The organism is Paraferrimonas sp. SM1919 (assembly GCF_010993985.1).
Taxonomy (GTDB): domain Bacteria; phylum Pseudomonadota; class Gammaproteobacteria; order Enterobacterales; family Shewanellaceae; genus SM1919.
Genome location: NZ_WINH01000010.1, coordinates 53,748 through 71,147 on the forward strand (window position 1 = coordinate 53,748; position 17,400 = coordinate 71,147).

A 17,400-nucleotide genomic window follows, 5' to 3' on the forward strand; every position below is an offset into this window, starting at 1 on the left:
AGTTTGAGATGAACGATATTAGAATAGCTTTAAAAAATCATCCACGGGAAGCAAAATTCAAATAAATGTGTTAGGTTTTAATAAACATTTTGTTTTGCTGGTTGGGTAAAAATATCCTACTGGTAAGGCTATATTTTATAGGTAAATCAATCTAATGGCTCAGGCTTTAACGGATAATTTTGGCCGTACATTTCCTTATTTAAGGCTGTCTTTGACTGATGTGTGCAACTTCAGTTGTGACTACTGCTTGCCTGATGGTTTTAAACGCTGCAGTAGTAAGCCAAGCTTTTTGAGCCGTCAAGAAATTATTAACTTGGTCGATGCTTTTACTGAACTAGGCACTTATAAGGTTAGATTAACAGGTGGTGAGCCTACATTACGCAGAGATTTTGTGGAGATAGTAAAGGCTGTTGCCAACCATCCTAATGTGAGCCAAGTAGCCCTTACAACGAATGGTTATCGCCTAGAAAAACAAGTTCAAAAATGGTTTTTAGCTGGATTAACCCATTTAAATGTCAGTGTAGATACTCTGGATCAACAACGTTTTTATCAACTTACAGGTCACAATAAGTTAGCCAGTATTCTTAAGGGGATAGATAAAGCACTTGAACTTGGGTTTGCCAAGATAAAGCTCAATGCGGTGTTGTTAAAGGGGGTCAATGACCAACAACTGCCGCAGTTCTTAGAATATGTAAAACACAAAAAGGTGTCGGTTCGCTTTATTGAATTGATGCAAACCGGCGATAACTTAACTTATTTTAAAAAGCACCATGTCGCCAATGAGGTGCTGTATCGCCAATTAGAAGCAGGGGGCTGGCAGCCAAAAATTAAAGCCAGTGCCGATGGTCCAGCTGTAGAATATTATCATAGTGATTACCAAGGCACTTTGGGGTTTATCTCCCCTTATTCCAAGGATTTTTGTACTGGCTGTAATCGTTTACGGGTGACTTCGGTTGGCGATCTGCGTTTGTGTTTATTTGGTGAGCAGGGCGTGAGCCTAAGGCCACTATTACAAAGGCCTGAACAACAACCGCAATTAATCAGCTGTATCCAAGAGCAATTGAACTATAAAGCGTCTTCGCATTTTTTAGCCGTTGGGGACACAGGGGTAACCACCAATTTATCCATTATCGGTGGTTAATTTAAAATAGAAAAATTAAATAATGAAAATACAAAACATTAATCAGTTCTTTGAGCAATCCAGCTATCACATGGCTGACATCACCAAAAAACAAGCCACGTTTAGAAGAGCCGTTGCCATGGGGCGCATTTATGTGGGCGAGGTTGGCTATAAGCACATTAGCGAACAGACCCTGCCTAAAGGTGATGTGTTAAAACTGTCTGAGATTGCCGGGGTGCAAGGGGCTAAAAATGCTTGGCAGCAAATGCCAATGTGTCATCCATTATTACTTGATCATGTCGCGGTATTTCCCCAGTTAGAGCCGGCAACCAAATCAGTCGCCATTTATGTGGTAGTCGCGACGACGGCGAAAACAGGTGTTGAAATGGAAGCCTTAGCTGGCGTGCAGGCAGCCTTATTAACCCTTTACGATTTAACTAAGCCAGTCGAGCCAGCCTTAACCATGTCAGACTCGCGGTTGTTATTAAAGGAGGGCGGCAAAAAAGGTTTATGGTTGCACCCGGATGGCGTACCAGAAGAGCTTAGCCCCTTTATTGAAACCAAATCTCAACCATTGCTTGCAAATATTAATGTTGCAGTAGTGACTTTAAGCGATCGCGCCTCAAAGGGCGAATATCAAGACCGTTCAGGGGCTTGGTTGTGTGAGCAATTACAACAACTTGGGGCAAACCTTGTTGATTATCAGGTTATTGCTGATGAGGCCAAGGTATTAAGTCATACCATAGATAGTATGAGAACCCGGGCGCAGCTCATTGTGACCACGGGTGGGACAGGGATTGCTCCAAGGGATATCACCGTAGCCACCATCACTTCGATGGCCAAGTTTATTATTCCAGGGATTGGTGAGCTATTACGTTCAAGCGGTGCCCAAAATGTGCCAACGGCTTGGTTAAGCCGCAGTGTGGCGGCGGTTATTGATGACACCTTGGTGTTGACTCTGCCAGGCTCTACCGGTGGCGTTAAAGATGGCATTGAAGCGCTGAAAGGATTATTACCACATTGTCTAAAGCTGTTGGGACATCAAATCAATAACGATAATATCTGCGGATAAACCATGATCAGTTACCCACAAGCGTTAGAAATAATTAATCAAGCACAACCATTACAGTCTATGGCTGTGCCCATTGGTGCAGCCCAAGCCTATGTCAGCGCCAAAGACATTAAAAGCAGCGTGAATGTTCCTCCTTTTGCGAACTCTGCGATGGATGGCTTTGCGGTGGTGTCCAGTGAACTTGCTAATGCTTCTGAGCAGGCGCCAGTGATCATGAAAGTGGCGGGGGATAGTGTCGCTGGAGACGCCCCAAGTGCAGGGTTAGGGCAAGCTTGGGAGATCATGACCGGGGCACCAGTGCCAAGTGGCTATGATGCGGTAGTCAAAGTAGAAGATGTTGAGGTACTCGAGCGCCAAGCCAATGGTTACCCAGCAGTGGTCAGCTTTAGTGCTAGCGTACCTGCTTTTAATAATATTCGCCTGGCCGGTGAAGATATTCACCAAGGGGATATATTAATTGCCAAGGGGGATATTATTGAAGCGCCCCATATTATGGCTCTTGCGGCCATTGGCAAGGCAACGGTCGAGGTCACTAGGCCGCCAGAAGTGGCTTTGATAGCGACTGGCACCGAGCTGCAGGACGACCCAACTAAAGAATTACTCCCAGGACAAATACGCAATTCAAATACGCCATATTTACAGCAATGCTGCGCTGAATTGGGAATTGATGCCGATTATGTGGGCGCATTTGCTGATGATCCCGAGCTTTTTGAAGATTCATTAAGTTCATTAATTGAATCTCAGGATATTATTATCTCAACTGGAGCGGTATCCGCGGGAAGGCACGATTTTATTCCCGATTCACTTCGCAAACTTGGGGCGATTATTGAGTACCACAAGGTCCAAATTCGTCCGGGTAAGCCTATTTTATATGCCCGTTTTGAAAATGGCTGCCATTACTTTGGTTTGCCTGGTAACCCCATTTCATCGGTGGTGGGTTTTCGATTTTTTGTATATCCATTAATTCGTACCTTACAGGGGTTGCCAGTTGAGCAACCCATAATGGCTAAGTTGGCAAAGCCGTTTAACAAAAAACACAAGTTTAGGTTTTTTGCTAAGGGGTTAATGTCCGTAGATAGCCAAGGCCAATTACAGGCTGAAATATTACCGGGGCAGGAATCCTTTAAAATTCAGCCACTATTAAAAGCCAATTGCTGGGTCGTGTTGGATGAGCCCGCTAAGCAGTATGAACAACAGATAGTAACCGTTTATCCCTTATCTCCAGTGCAGTTAACTCTTTAAGAAACTATGATTATTAGCGTAAAACTTTTTGGGGCCTTTCGGCCATTTGGTCAGCAGATTGATGTGACCCTTAACACAGACAGTCCTAAGGTAAGCGACCTTAGAATTGCCTTTAAACAAGCCCTAAAGCAGTTACCTCAGGGCTTTGACAACGATGCCCTACTGCAAAGCTCGCGTTTTGCGGATGAACAAAGTGTATTAGCAGAATCGGCTAAGCTTAAGTCAGAGACTGTGTACGCAATTTTACCGCCAGTTTCAGGAGGCTAAATGGCTAACAAGGTATTGGTTGAAGTTAGAGACGTTACCGATAAGCAGCTTGATGTAGCTGAGTCTTTAGGGTTTGTCACCACCAATGAGTGCGGTGCAGAGGTACTATTTGTTGGCACGGTACGTGATCTTAACCAAGGCAAAGATGTGCTTGGGGTGAGTTATGATGTTTTTGAACCTCTTGCGAAGCAATCATTCACTGAAATCTGCCAAGAGGCGATGCAGCAGTGGGGACCAAAACTGAATTTATACGTTAGCCATGCGAAAGGACGTTTAGATGTGGGCGGCATTTCTATTGTGATTGCGGCGGCGTCTCCCCATCGTGTGGAAGCCTTTGCGGCTTGTCGTTATGTGATTGAAGAAATCAAACACCGTAGCCCAATTTGGAAGCTTGAGCATTATGCTGATGGTGACAGTGATTGGACTCAGGGGTGTGAGCTTTGCCATCACAATCATGACTCTTCTAAGCATGCTCACAATCATGTCCATAAACATACTGAGAACAATAAGTAATTATGCTTGAGCCAGTCGTAGGGGTGGTTTTAGCAGGAGGCAAGTCCTCTCGCATGGGCCAAGACAAAGCGGCACTGGTTTACCATGGCCGCACGTTACTTGAGCACAGCCACCACACCCTAACCTTAAGTGGCATCCACCAAGTCTACTACTCCCACCCAGAGCATATTGGTGATAGCTATCAAAACATGGGGCCTTTGGGGGGGATTTATTCCAGTATGCTTGCTTTAGAAGAGCATGCCTATCTATTGTTTATGGCGGTGGATATGCCTTTAGTGCTGCCTAGCTTGCTGCAGCAATTGATCGTCAATCAGCATGCCCAAGGGGTACATTTTATTGATAATCCATTACCTTTTATGTTGGTCAATAATGGCACAACCCAGGCTTTACTAAAGCAACGTTTAGATGAAGGCAAAGACCTAGCTATTGCGGCTTTCTTGAAGGATGTAGGGGCGCTGGCGCTGGAAACCAGTCAAAGGCAACAGTTGATCAACGTCAACACCCCCAGTCAGTGGCAGCAGCTACCATGAGAATAAGACTCGATAATCAATCATTGCATGTGCGCATCAGCCTGGTTCAAGCCAAGCAATTGGCTGAGCAAGGGCTGCTATGTCAGCAAGTTATTTGGGGACTAAACCCCTATCATTTGCAACTTGAACTAGCTCAGCAGCCACAAAAGCTCGCTTTGATGCAGCAAGACAATCAAATTACTTTGCAAATCAGCCAAGCTGAGTTTGAACATTATATGAACCAGTTACCCACTAAAGCGGCAATAGCTCAAGGGATAAATATCGCCGGACAGGCTTTTAGTTTGGCGATTGATGTGGATATTCGCGACCAAAAGAATAAGAGAAAACAGGGTGTATCATAGTCAACAGGTGCGTTATGCACGCAACATATCTTTACCAGAGATAGGCGAACAGGGGCAACAAAAGCTGCTAGATGCATCAGTATTGGTGATTGGCGCAGGTGGTTTAGGAGCGCCTTTGTTACAGTACCTTGCCAGTTCGGGCGTGGGCAAGATCACTGTGATTGATGATGATTATATTGAGTTGTCAAATTTACAAAGGCAGACTTTGTTTGAAGAGGCGGATATTGGCTGTTACAAAGCCAACGTCGCTTGTGAACGTTTGTATGACATAAACCCCGATCTGCAATATGAAGCCATTACCGAGCGTTTAACTGAAGATAACGCCCAAGAGCTGATTAGCAAGGCAGATATTGTCGCTGACGGCTGTGACAATTTTGAAACCCGTTTTTTGGTGGCAAAAACCTGTATGCAATTAAGAGTGCCTTTAGTGTCGGCAGCAGTGATGGGGTTAAGTGGTCAATTGTCTACCTTTAAGCCTTATCTTGGTGGCGAGCATCCTTGTTATCAGTGCTTTTACCCTGAACTGCCCAGTCCTGAGGCCACACCTAAGTGCCATCAATCTGGAGTATTAGCGCCTGTAGTCGGCGTACTTGGCTCAATGCAGGCAATGACGGTTATTAAAGAGATTGTGGGTATCGAACCAAGCCTTTCTGGCACCATGGTCATTTTTGATGGTGGCCATATGGAGCTTAATAAATTTAACTTGCCAAAGCTAGAGCAATGCCCTGCTTGCTCTGAACAACCGACTAATATTGTTAATTTTCGCCAATGATGCTTGCGGTTTTATTTTTTTTCGTTGCTTTAATTTATGCCAGCATTGGCTTTGGTGGCGGCTCTTCATACCTAGCGCTATTGATTATGTGGGGCGTGCCCTTTGCCATTTTGCCAGTGATTGCCCTGAGTTGTAATATTTCGGTGGTGGTAGGCAACAGCATTAACTATTACCGTCATCAGCAAATTAATTGGACTCTTTTCTATCCGTTAGCGCTATCTTCTGTGCCCATGGCATTTATTGGTGGCTTGCTGCCAATTAGCAAAAACCTGTTTATATGGCTGTTAGCAATTAGCCTGTTACTTAGTGGTATAAAGCTGGTTTATGACGCGCTTGGTCATGCTGATGATATTGATAACATTAAGCCAATGACTATTTGGCAGACTTCATTGTTAGGCGGATGCTTAGGTTTGTTATCAGGCATGGTAGGCATAGGTGGTGGCATATTTTTAGCGCCAATTTTGTACTACCTAAGAGCCGGAACAGCCAGACATATTGCCTCAACCGCGTCATTGTTTATTTTGGTTAACTCTATTTCTGGGCTGCTGGGGCAGTTAACCAAACAATGGCAATTGCAAGAGTTAGTCAGTTATTGGCCATTGTTAATTGCGGTTATCGTGGGTGGGCAAATGGGGACTCGCTTATCCATCAACTGGTTCAAACCCAAAGGGTTAGCGCTATTGACCGGATTATTAGTGTTGTTTGTGGCGCTGAGATTATTGTTGAAGCTTTAAACCTATTAAAATATTACTGAACCATCAACCAAGGTCGTAAGTTAGCCATAATTAAGAATTATTATGGCTTAACCCAGCCCTGTTAAGGGGCGGGGCCATTGCTGAAATTGCCGAATTTCAACAAAAATCAGAGAAGACTATGCGGGGCTACTTAAAAGATGTTTATCGTAAGACGGGATTAAATAAGCAAGGTCTATTAATCGGTGATATGTTAACCATGTTTACGCGCTAGGTGAGTGTTTACTTCTTGTGTAGCGGTTAAGTTCCGTGCTTTTGTGCTAGATTAAAAGCATTGCCAATAACAGTTTAAATTGAAAAGGAGAGCTAAGTGGATTTAGCCAAATGCCAATTAAATACTGAGATTATCAATAGCTTAATGGGGGCGCTTTTAAGTAAAACTGGGTTTCATGAATTTTTAGAGCTTATGGCAAAAGAGTTTAATGCCTATGCTTCGATGTTATTGGAAATGGATACTAACAATAGTGAATTACTTAATGTATGGCATCACGGTATCCCCGATGAATATTTAGAATGGTATGTTAAGACCAATCAAATTGATAATGACTTCGTTATTATTGCTGGGGTAGAGCACAAACCTGAAAGCGTGTTAAATCTGGCAAAAATACCTTTTGATCCCAATTTAAAACCCAAAATCATCAAGAATTTTAAGGCTCAGGGGGTATCCGATGTTGCTCTAGCAGCCCCCCTTTGTACGGATAAGAAAATCTTTTTATTTATTTTGCAGCGTAATGAGCAGCAATCTGATTTTCTGCAATTGGAAATAGACGCATTAAATAAATACCTGCCCTTTATTAAGCAGGCGCTACAGGTGTATATCAAGTTAAGCTCGGCTAAAGTATTAGCAGGAACCTTTTCACAAATGATAGAAGCCTTCCCCGAAGCAACTCTAATATTTGATGAAAATCAGCATCTATTATTTCTTAACCAGAGAGCGAAGCAACTTATTGGTAAACATCGCCAGGACATTAGGCTAGTTGATAAATACCTGGAGTTGGATAACCCTAACTTAAGGCATGAAATGCGCGTCAATGGCTTGAGGGCAATCCACTCTGGCAATGTTAAACAAGAAATTTATAATGAAACCCTAGTGGTAAAAACCAAAAGCGGTGAAAGATTGTTGTTTACTTTTCAATCTATAGCTGCTGATACTTTGCAAGGTGGTGGCATGTTGGTTCGAATTTATAGCGAAGGTGATAACAGCTTCCCAGATGCTAATACGATTTGCCAATACTATGGTTTAACCAATCCAGAATCACAGTTGTGTGAAGCGTTACTTAAGGGGTGGTCGATTACAGAGATTGCCGAATTTCAACAAAAATCAGAGCAGACCCTGCGGGGTTACTTAAAAGATGTCTACAAGAAAACCGGCATTAATAAGCAAGGCATGTTAATTAGTGAAATGCTGTCGAGTTTAATGCATTAATTCATAAGCTTGCGAACCACTAAAATCTACTTTTATATGATAAAGTGATGACTTGTTACAACGGCGTGTTGAGTTTTCAGGTTTACTTTATGTGAACCTACGGATAGCGTTTGTTAACCATTTCTACTGCGTTGAAGCTCATTGGTATGGAAAAACCACATATCAATCGCTCCGCCTTTTTCTTTTGAAATAAAGAGTAAAGATTAACAAACTGCTTTCGACCCAAACAGCAAATTTCAACAGCCCTAAGATAGGTCATCATTTTTTATGCTGCATTTATATCACTCCAATCAGGTCGAGCTACTGCGTCAATTGCTTATTGAGGTGGCCAAGGTTGAGCCGCTGCAATCTCCCTTTGAAAGTGAAAAAATTCTGGTGCAAAGCCCGGGTATGTCGCAGTGGCTGAAACTTGGCATTAGTGAACGCTTTGGCATTGCCGCCAATATTGAATTCCCGCTGCCGGCGACCTTTATTTGGAACCTGTTTACTCAAGTTTTACCAAATGTGCCTGAGCAAAGCGCCTTTAATAAAAATGAAATGGCATGGAAAATCATGGCCATCCTGCCCGAGCATTTAAACGATGATGATTTTGCGCCACTTAAACAATATCTAGCGGTGGACGAGCAGGGCACCAAGCTTTATCAACTGGCGATGCTCATTGCCGACACATTTGATGGTTATCTTGTGTATCGCCCAGACTGGATTTTGGCCTGGGAACAGGACATCCATGTTACCGAGCTAGAAGGTAAGCACCCTTGGCAGGCCAAGCTATGGCGCGCACTAGAAAAGTACAATAAAAAGCTGGGGCACTCAAAGTATCACAGGGCTAACCTGTTTGATGATTTTATTAAGGCGTTGGCCGAGGGGAAGGTTGAGCTTGCTAAGTTACCGACACGGCTATTTGTATTCGGTATTTCATCCTTGCCACCGCGCTACCTTGAGGTGTTAAAGGCCCTCGGTGACCATATTGATGTTCATTTATTTTTGACCAACCCCTGTCAGTATTACTGGGGTGATATTAAAGATCATAAAACCATTAACCGCTTGAAAAGTGGCAAACGTGAACACTTAGAGTGGAAGTATGATCACTCAGAGGTAACAGACACCACAGCGCTGCTAAATGAGCAGCAACAGGCAGAATTGGCGCTGCATGATGAACAGTCTAACCTGGTGGGGAACTCATTATTGGCATCTTGGGGTAAGCTGGGCCGGGATAATCTGACCCTATTACTTGAACTAGAACCCCATGAGTTAGACGCCTTTGTTGAGCCTGATAGAGATACCCTATTGGCATCTGTGCAGAGGGATATTTTAAGTCTAACGGAAAATACGGATTTTCAGGAGATTAATGATTCCGAGCATAAACGCCAGATCCCTTTGAATGATCAATCCTTATCTATCCACAGTTGTCACAGCCCGATGCGGGAAGTACAGGTGCTGCATGATAATCTGCTTAAAATGTTTGCCGCCGACCCAAGTCTAAAGCCCCAAGATATTATTGTGATGGCGGTGGATATTAATGCCTATGCACCGGCCATTAAAACCGTGTTTGGCAATGCTAAGGGTGAGCACTATATTCCTTACTCTATTTCAGATAGAAGTTCGTTAGATGAAAATCCAATTATTGCCGCCTTTAATGAAATCTTAACGTTGCCATTAAGCCGTTGCAGTAACTCACAGTTAATGGCGATTTTAGAAACCCCAAGCATATTGGCCAAATTTGATCTAACCAAAGCCGAGTTTGATGTGTTGCAGCAATGGGTAGATGAGGCGGGAGTCCGTTGGGGGCTTGATAGCGATACGCAAGTGGAAGATTATCTGCCGACTATGGCGCAGAACCATTGGCAATTTGGGCTCGAACGTATGCTATTTGGCTATGCCATGGGGGCTGAAAGTGAGCTACTGGATTTTGATGATTACCAAATCTCCCCCCTTAATGAAGTACAGGGAAGCCATGCCGAGGCCGTAGGCAAATTAAGTTTATTTGTAGAGAAGATCAGTTCTTTTAACAGCCAGCTCAAGGCCAGCCAAAGCGTGCAAAGTTGGCAACAGTTACTTGGTGCCATGTTAGAGGAATTCTTTATTGATGATTTAGACTCCCAGTACTCATTAGAGCTCATTCGCAAAAGCCTGACTAAGTTACACACTCAGGTTGACAATGCAGGCTTCGAGGCTGAGTTAAGTCCCGAAGTTATAAGCCAATACTTGCGTGAGCAACTTGGCGGTGAACAGGTATCACAACGCTTCTTAGCGGGCCAAGTTAATTTTTGTACGCCTATGCCAATGCGCGCAATTCCATTTAAAAAGGTGTGCATGTTGGGGCTTAATGAAGGTGCCTACCCGAGAAATGTCACCCCCATTGGTTTTGATATGATGCCCTATACCATGCGCCGAGGTGATCGCTCCCGACGGATTGACGATAGATACCTGTTTTTAGAGGCACTATTGGCCGCTCAAGAGACCTTATACTTGAGTTTTATTGGTCGCAGCGCTAAAGATAACAGTGAATTAATGCCCTCAATCTTGGTGTCTGAATTGGTGGAATATTGCCAGCAGAACTTCTGCCTTGTTGGCGATCAAAAATTAACGCCAACACAGTCGGCCCAGCATTTGCGACAACATCTTAGCCAGCAATATCCACTTTCTCCCTATGCTGAAGAGAATTTTATAATTGGCAGTTATGACAATCGCTATGTAGTCGAACCGCTGGTACCGCTGCAGCAGCAAACATTGCCCAGTTATTTATCGTCACTGGCGCTAGATGAAGAGTTACCATTAGCAGAATTACAAAGATTTTGGCGCTTGCCTGTCGCTTATTTTTATCAACGTCGTTTGCAAGTCAATCTAGCGACTGAACAATATCAGCAACTTGATGATGAACCGTTTGTGTTTGATGGTCTGGAAGGCTATGCAGTTAAAAGTTTATTGTTATCTGAAACCCTACTGGGGCAACTAAATAAACAACAGCTTTTAGGACAATTGAAAGCGACAGGAATGGCCCCTCAAGGACAAATGGCAGTGTTAGAATTTGAGCGTTTACATGATGAAGTTGATGAACTCGCCAGTAAACTTAGCGAACGCTATCAACAGCCCTTGGATGATATTGAAATCAACTTAGATTTTAGTGTGGAGCAATTTAACTTTACCCTAACGGGCTGGTTGAAACACCTAGTGGTGATTGGTGAGCAAAAAACATTACTTAGATTTAAGACCGGGAAAATTGGTGTCAAAGAATTACTGGCGGCGTGGCTCGATCACCTCGCAGCCTGTGCCATGGGGCACAGCATTAATACTGAGATTATCGGTATTGAAAAGGGGGAACCAGCTGGGATTGTGTTGCAGGCCTTAAATCCGCAGATAGCGCATGCAGAGCTGGCGGTTTTTGTGCAGTACTACTTTGCTGGCTTAGATGCGCCGCTAGCCTACTTCCCGCAAACCAGCTTTAAAGCGTTTGAACTGAGTCAGAAAATGAAGCAAGAGCTTGCCCAAGAGCCTAATAATACAGAGTTACAACAAGAGCTAAGCAAAGACAGGTTGCAGCAATTGGCTAAAACCTTCCATGATGATTTTAGCTTTAGCTGCGACGCTGACGATCCTAATATTCACCGCGCCTTTGGCAAGTGGAATGATGAATTAGCCGAGCAGGTTATCGCTACCGCCTTGCAGGTATTTGGTACCATAGAGCAGTATCAAAGGGAGTGGCAATAATATGGTCAACATTCAACCTCAGCCATTACAAGCACTAAGCTTCCCGCTGCACGGCATGCGCCTGATAGAGGCCTCCGCCGGTACGGGGAAAACCTTTACGATTTCCGCTTTGTATTTAAGGCTTATTTTAGGCCACGGTCAAGCCGATGCCAGACCACAAGCTCCGCTTACGGTCAGTCAAATTCTAGTGGTAACCTTCACCGAAGCAGCGACTGCCGAGTTAAGGGACAGAATTCGTAGTCGCCTCCATGAAGCCCGCTTAGCCTTTTTACAGGGCAACTCTAAAGATCCGATTTTATCTGAGTTAATTAATGACTCTAATAACTTAGCAGAGGCGGCGGATTTGCTTTTGGCCGCCGAGCGGGACATGGATGAAGCCGCTATTTTTACCATTCATGGTTTTTGCCAGCGCATGCTCTCGCAAAATGCCTTTGAATCTGGCAGCGCCATCGTCAGCGAATTTATTGAAGATGAAAGCCAAATCTTAAAGCAATTGGTGAACGATTATTGGCGTCAACTGGTGTATCAAGCCAATGCTAATTTAGCGCAAAATGTCAGGGCAATCTGGCGTGGCCCGGCGCAAATATATAAAGACTACCAAAACCTGTTTAAGCAGGATTTAGCCCTGAAGCAAAAGGCTAGCACCGATAGCGTTGAGAATTTTGTTGCCAAGCAAACTCAACTGGTTAATCAACTTAAATCCGAGCTTAACAAGCTGGATTGGCAACAGCTGGTGGAGGATTTAGACAGTGGTATTTTAAATGGCCGTAAATACCGCAGTGATTGGCAGCAAAACTGGTTAAAACAAATTAAAGATTGGGCCGAAAACGACACCGGCTTGAGTTTGCCAGATAAGCTTGAGCGCTATGGTCAAGGCACCTTAGAAGCGGCCCTTAAAAAGGGGAAGACACTGCCTGATTATGGTGTTTTTGCGCAAATTGAAGCCTTTTTAGAAAACAGCCAACCACTAAAGCCTTTCCTTGAGCAAAACGCCATCGAATGGGTACGCAGTCAGTTTAGTAATTATAAAGGCAATCGCTCACTGCTGACTTTTAATGATCTGCTCAGTCAGTTAGCCGCAGCCTTAACAGTGGATGAAGAGGGATTATTGGCCGATCGTATTCGTGAACTGTATCCGATTGCCATGATTGATGAATTCCAGGATACCGATCCATGCCAGTATCAAATATTTAGTGCCTTGTATGATTGTGCTCGAGATTCAAAGGCTCTGGGGTTGTTTATGATTGGTGACCCTAAACAGGCAATTTATAGTTTCCGTGGCGCAGATATTTTTACCTATATGAAGGCCAAAGCCCAAGCACCAGCCCATTATACTCTTGAGACGAACTGGCGCTCATCGGCAGACATGGTGGCCGCCAGCAATCATGTGTTCGATTTGCGGCAGGAAAGCTTTTGTTATCAGCAAATTCCGTTTCAACCGGTAAAGCATAGTCCCAAGGCTGAGAACATGCATTGGAGCTTAGCCGGTGAAAAGCAACAGGCGTTAACTCTTTGGTACCAAGACAGCGACGAATTTATCACTAAAGATAAATACCAAAGGTTAATGAGCCATTCGACCGCGGCTAAAATTCAACATATCTTAACCCTAAGTGATAAACAGCAGGCCTTTATTCAAGAAAAAGACGCCAAACACGCCATTAAACCAAAAGATATTGCAGTACTGGTGCGCACCGGGCGTGAAGCAAAACTGATCAAAACCGCCTTAAAAGAGCAGGGCATTGATAGTGTTTATCTGTCTAACCGTGAGTCTGTGTACTCCAGCCGTTGTGCCCAAGATATGCTGCGCATTTTATTGGCCTGTAGCGAACCCAATCATGAGTTCAAACTAAAAAATGCTCTGGCATCAAGCCTATTTGGTTTAAGCCATTATCAGCTTGAGCGCTTTAACCAGGATGAGAGCGAATGGGAGCAAATGCTGCAACGCTTTAAAGGCTATTTCGAGCTTTGGCATAAGCGTGGGGTGCAATCGATGCTGCAAAAGCTGGGCTTTGACTTTAATTTAGCGTCAATGCTGTTAGGGCAAGAGCAGGGGGAGCGTACCCTGACCGATTACCACCATTTAAGTGAGCTATTACAGGCCCAGTCAGAAAAGTTAGATTCTAAACATGCGTTGGTGACTTGGTTTAATCAAAAGCTCACTGAGCACGATGGCTCCGATGGTGCTCTGCAGAGGTTAGAATCAGAGCGTAATCTGGTGCAAATTATTACCATTCATAAATCTAAGGGTTTGGAATATCCCTTGGTATTTTTGCCCTTTGCTTTTGATATGAGAAAGGCCAAAACGCCTAAATATTATGATCATCAGCAAGGGCAGCAGGTTTATGATATTGAAAATGAAAAAGAGTCGCTAGAAGAAGCCGAAGCCGAGCGTTTAGCGGAAGATTTACGCCTATTATACGTGGCACTGACCCGTCCGGTATTTGCCTGTTTTATTGGCGCAGCTCCAATTAAGGCAGCACGGGGTAAAGCATTATCGAATGCCAGCTGTGCTTTGGGGTATTTAATGGGGCTAGATGAAAAAACCGATATTGCCGGCTTTAAAAACGCCTTACATCTGTTGACCAATACTGACAGTGGTGAAATTTGTCAGCCTGTGGCTACTGCCGATGAAAAATATGTGCCATTAACGGCAGACACTGCGCAGCCCAAGCCTTTAGTGTTCAAAAGTTGTATTGATAGAAACTGGCGCATGAGCAGTTATTCAGGCTTAACTGCAGGGCATGATAATCAGACAGATTACGGCCTCAGCTTTGGTACCCTGGATGTGGATGCAGCCAAAGAGCAAAGTAATGATGTCACGGCTAGTGAGCTGTCCATGTTTAATTTTCCCCGTGGGGCTCGGGCAGGTACCATGCTCCATGAAGTGTTTGAAAATGTGGATTTTACTGAAAATATGCAGGCAGATTCAGTGCAAACCATGCTTGCACAAAAGCTAACCGAGCAACACTATGATCTGGCTTACCAACCCATAATCACCGCGATGATGCAGCAGGTGTTAGCTAAAACTCTGCCCCATGGGGCCGCCCTCAATACGGTGGCCAATAATCAACGTTTAGTCGAAATGGAGTTTATGCTGCCCGCACAAATTCAAGCGCAAAACATCAATAACATTATTCAAAGCTACGATCCTCTTGCGGCCATCGCTGAGCCTTTAAGCTTCGTGCAGTTGCAGGGCATGCTTAAAGGGTTTATTGATTTAGTGTTTGAATCTAATGGCAAATATTATGTACTTGACTGGAAATCGAACCACCTTGGGGACACCCCTGAAGACTACCACAGCGAGGCTCTTAATGGGGCTATGGTGGAGCATCGTTATGATTTCCAATATCAAATCTACTCCCTGGCATTACACCGATATCTAAAGATGACCTTGAGCGACTATAACTATGAGCAACACTTTGGTGGTGCCTATTACATCTTTGTTCGTGGAATTAATGAAAATGGCAATGAGGGGATCTTTTTTAATAAGCCCAGCGAAGCATTATTAACAGCATTAGATATGGCGTTTAAGGGAGTAGCCCATGAGTGTTGATATGAAAAGCCAATGGCAAATGTTACAGCAACTGGTTGAGCTGAAGCGGTTACGACAACTTGATGTGCAATTTGCCAAGTTAATTGCACAAAAGAGTGAGCCACAATATCAGCTTACGTTATCACTATTGGCGGTGCTGGCTTCAAAAGCGCTCAGTGAAGGTCATATTTGTTTGCCGTTATTAAATCCACAAGGTCACTATCAGGAACCTCTTGCTGCTATCGGTTTGGGACACTATCAGCTTGAGCAAGATGCTAAGTTTAGCAGCCTAGAGTTTGATGTCAGTTGTTGGCGAGACTCGTTATCCCTCGACGCAATCAAGCGTGCATTTGCCAATAGCCAGTTGCTACGCAATCAAGCTAATGCACCGTTGATTTTTGATAATAATAATGTGTATTTGCATCGTTATTGGCATTATGAAAAGGCCCTTGCGGGGCATTTAACAAATTTAACTAGCAAAACTAACATGATCGAACAGCAACTGGAGAATACCCGCCAAGTGCTTGATGAGTTGTTTAGCGTTGATTTAGAGTGGGTTTGGCAAGCTTGCCAAGATGCAGCCGATGAGCAAACTATTATTGCCACTCTGATTGATTTGTTTGATGTGGTGGCGCCTGAGTTAATCGATTGGGCCAGAGCCGTAAAAGTGGTGAACAATGCCCAACAAGCCGTGGCGTTGCAACCCCTAAATAATATCATTGCTATGGCCCAGCGTTTAAATTGGCAGAAGCTTGCGGCAGCAGTGGCTCTTAATAATAACTTTGCAGTTATCTCAGGGGGTCCGGGGACAGGTAAAACGACTACAGTTACTAAATTATTAGCGGCATTAGTGATGACCCACCATGGGCAACATTCTTTAAATATAAAAATGGCAGCGCCGACAGGGAAAGCGGCGGCAAGGTTAACTGAATCAATGTCTGCAGCTTTAGCCTCACTGAGCATCGATGCCCATATAAAACAGCAAATTCCTACAGCCGCCGCCACCATTCATCGTTTGCTTGGGGCAATACCTAATTCTCAAGAGTTTCGACATAACCGTCATAACCCACTGCATCTGGATGTCTTAGTCGTGGATGAGGCTTCTATGGTGGATTTACCACTGATGTATAAGTTGCTAGAGGCTCTGCCTAAAGATGCCAAGTTGATGTTATTGGGTGACAAAGATCAGCTCGCATCGGTAGAGCCCGGGGCGATATTAGGTGATATCTGCTCATTATTAAAGCAAGGCTATTCTGACGATGCAGCAAGCAAGCTGTCGACGTTAACGGGCTTTAATATAGAAGCACAATCATCTTCCCGGGGTATTGCTGATGGCTTGTGTATGCTTAAAAAGAGTTTCCGTTTTGGCAGCGAATCCGGTATTGGTAATTTAGCTCGGGCCACAAATGAAGGTCGAGTGCAACAAATGATGCCATTATTTGACAGCTTTGATGATATTGATTTTGTGCCTTTAAAAGCGGATAGCCAACAACAACTATTGGCTGCTTTAGTAAAAGATTATCAAGGCTACCTAGAATATGCCGCTAGGGATTATCATGCCACTGAGGTTCATGACATCGCACGTCAATCCTTAAAACTTTTTTCCCAAACAAGGTTGCTGTGCGCACTGCGAGGAGGGGCAACAGGGGTAGAAAACTTAAACCATTTAATTGCCACTAGCCTGTCTCAAAGTGGATTAATTAATAGCAAAGATTATTGGTATCACAGCAAACCTGTAATGGTGAGCAGTAATGATCACTCCCAAGGATTGTTTAATGGTGATATTGGTTTGTGCTTATATGACTCTAACAGCGAGCGCAATCGTTTAAAGGTTTATTTCCAACTCGCTGATGGCAGTATTAAAGCCGTTTTACCTGCCCGAGTGCCAGCCCATGAAACGGCTTTTGCGATGACGGTACATAAGTCACAAGGAAGTGAATTTGACTCAGTGTATTTACTGTTACCAGAAAAAGATAACCCAATTTTAACTAAAGAATTGGTTTACACCGGCATCACAAGAGCAAAATCAAAATTAACGATTTTTGGTGTCGAAGATATACTAAAGCGCAGCATTACTAAGAGAGTGCAAAGACATGCAGGTTTAGTTAAGCTGTTAAAATAATAC

13 protein-coding genes are annotated in these 17,400 nt (G+C 43.9%); all 13 read left to right on the forward strand.

The annotated features are described in order from the left end of the window. The first annotated feature begins 154 nt into the window (after nucleotides 1-154). A complete protein-coding gene (gene moaA, locus GFB48_RS07780; protein WP_163933549.1) occupies nucleotides 155-1,141 on the forward strand; it encodes a GTP 3',8-cyclase MoaA in 987 nt (328 codons plus the stop codon). A gap of 22 nt (nucleotides 1,142-1,163) precedes the next feature. Continuing rightward, nucleotides 1,164-2,192: a bifunctional molybdenum cofactor biosynthesis protein MoaC/MoaB gene (gene moaCB, locus GFB48_RS07785; protein WP_163933552.1), complete on the forward strand. Its 1,029-nt coding sequence runs from the start codon at nucleotides 1,164-1,166 to the stop codon at nucleotides 2,190-2,192. A gap of 3 nt (nucleotides 2,193-2,195) precedes the next feature. After that, entirely contained in the window at nucleotides 2,196-3,434 is a 1,239-nt protein-coding gene (glp, locus tag GFB48_RS07790; protein ID WP_163933555.1) for a gephyrin-like molybdotransferase Glp, read from the forward strand. Nucleotides 3,435-3,440: 6 nt separating this feature from the next. Beyond that, the gene (locus tag GFB48_RS07795; RefSeq protein ID WP_163933558.1) at nucleotides 3,441-3,701 is read left to right on the forward strand and encodes a MoaD/ThiS family protein; all 261 of its coding nucleotides are present in this window, start codon (nucleotides 3,441-3,443) and stop codon (nucleotides 3,699-3,701) included. Beyond that, nucleotides 3,702-4,214: a molybdenum cofactor biosynthesis protein MoaE gene (locus GFB48_RS07800; protein ID WP_163933561.1), complete on the forward strand. Its 513-nt coding sequence runs from the start codon at nucleotides 3,702-3,704 to the stop codon at nucleotides 4,212-4,214. Between the two features lie 2 nt (nucleotides 4,215-4,216). Next, nucleotides 4,217-4,744 carry a molybdenum cofactor guanylyltransferase gene (locus GFB48_RS07805; protein WP_163933564.1) on the forward strand — a complete coding sequence of 176 codons (528 nt, stop codon included), beginning with the start codon at nucleotides 4,217-4,219 and terminating at the stop codon, nucleotides 4,742-4,744. After that, nucleotides 4,741-5,085: a hypothetical protein gene (locus GFB48_RS07810; RefSeq protein WP_163933566.1), complete on the forward strand. Its 345-nt coding sequence runs from the start codon at nucleotides 4,741-4,743 to the stop codon at nucleotides 5,083-5,085. The genes GFB48_RS07805 and GFB48_RS07810 overlap by 4 nt, the downstream gene beginning before the upstream one ends. Next, on the forward strand, nucleotides 5,075-5,857 hold the full coding sequence (locus tag GFB48_RS07815; protein ID WP_163933569.1) for a HesA/MoeB/ThiF family protein: 783 nt from the start codon (nucleotides 5,075-5,077) through the stop codon (nucleotides 5,855-5,857). Before GFB48_RS07810 ends, GFB48_RS07815 begins: the two co-directional genes overlap by 11 nt. After that, nucleotides 5,854-6,591 carry a sulfite exporter TauE/SafE family protein gene (locus GFB48_RS07820; protein WP_205597699.1) on the forward strand — a complete coding sequence of 246 codons (738 nt, stop codon included), beginning with the start codon at nucleotides 5,854-5,856 and terminating at the stop codon, nucleotides 6,589-6,591. Before GFB48_RS07815 ends, GFB48_RS07820 begins: the two co-directional genes overlap by 4 nt. A 328-nt stretch (nucleotides 6,592-6,919) precedes the next feature. Further along, complete coding sequence (locus GFB48_RS07825; protein WP_163933572.1) at nucleotides 6,920-8,035, forward strand: helix-turn-helix transcriptional regulator; 1,116 nt, start codon at nucleotides 6,920-6,922, stop codon at nucleotides 8,033-8,035. Nucleotides 8,036-8,302: 267 nt separating this feature from the next. Further along, complete coding sequence (gene recC / locus GFB48_RS07830; protein ID WP_163933575.1) at nucleotides 8,303-11,743, forward strand: exodeoxyribonuclease V subunit gamma; 3,441 nt, start codon at nucleotides 8,303-8,305, stop codon at nucleotides 11,741-11,743. A gap of 1 nt (nucleotide 11,744) precedes the next feature. Further along, the gene (gene recB / locus GFB48_RS07835) at nucleotides 11,745-15,296 is read left to right on the forward strand and encodes an exodeoxyribonuclease V subunit beta (protein ID WP_163933578.1); all 3,552 of its coding nucleotides are present in this window, start codon (nucleotides 11,745-11,747) and stop codon (nucleotides 15,294-15,296) included. Further along, nucleotides 15,286-17,397 (forward strand): exodeoxyribonuclease V subunit alpha, encoded by a 2,112-nt coding sequence (gene recD, locus GFB48_RS07840; RefSeq protein ID WP_205597700.1) that lies wholly within the window; start codon nucleotides 15,286-15,288, stop codon nucleotides 17,395-17,397. The genes recB and recD overlap by 11 nt, the downstream gene beginning before the upstream one ends. Nucleotides 17,398-17,400: the final 3 nt, after the last annotated feature.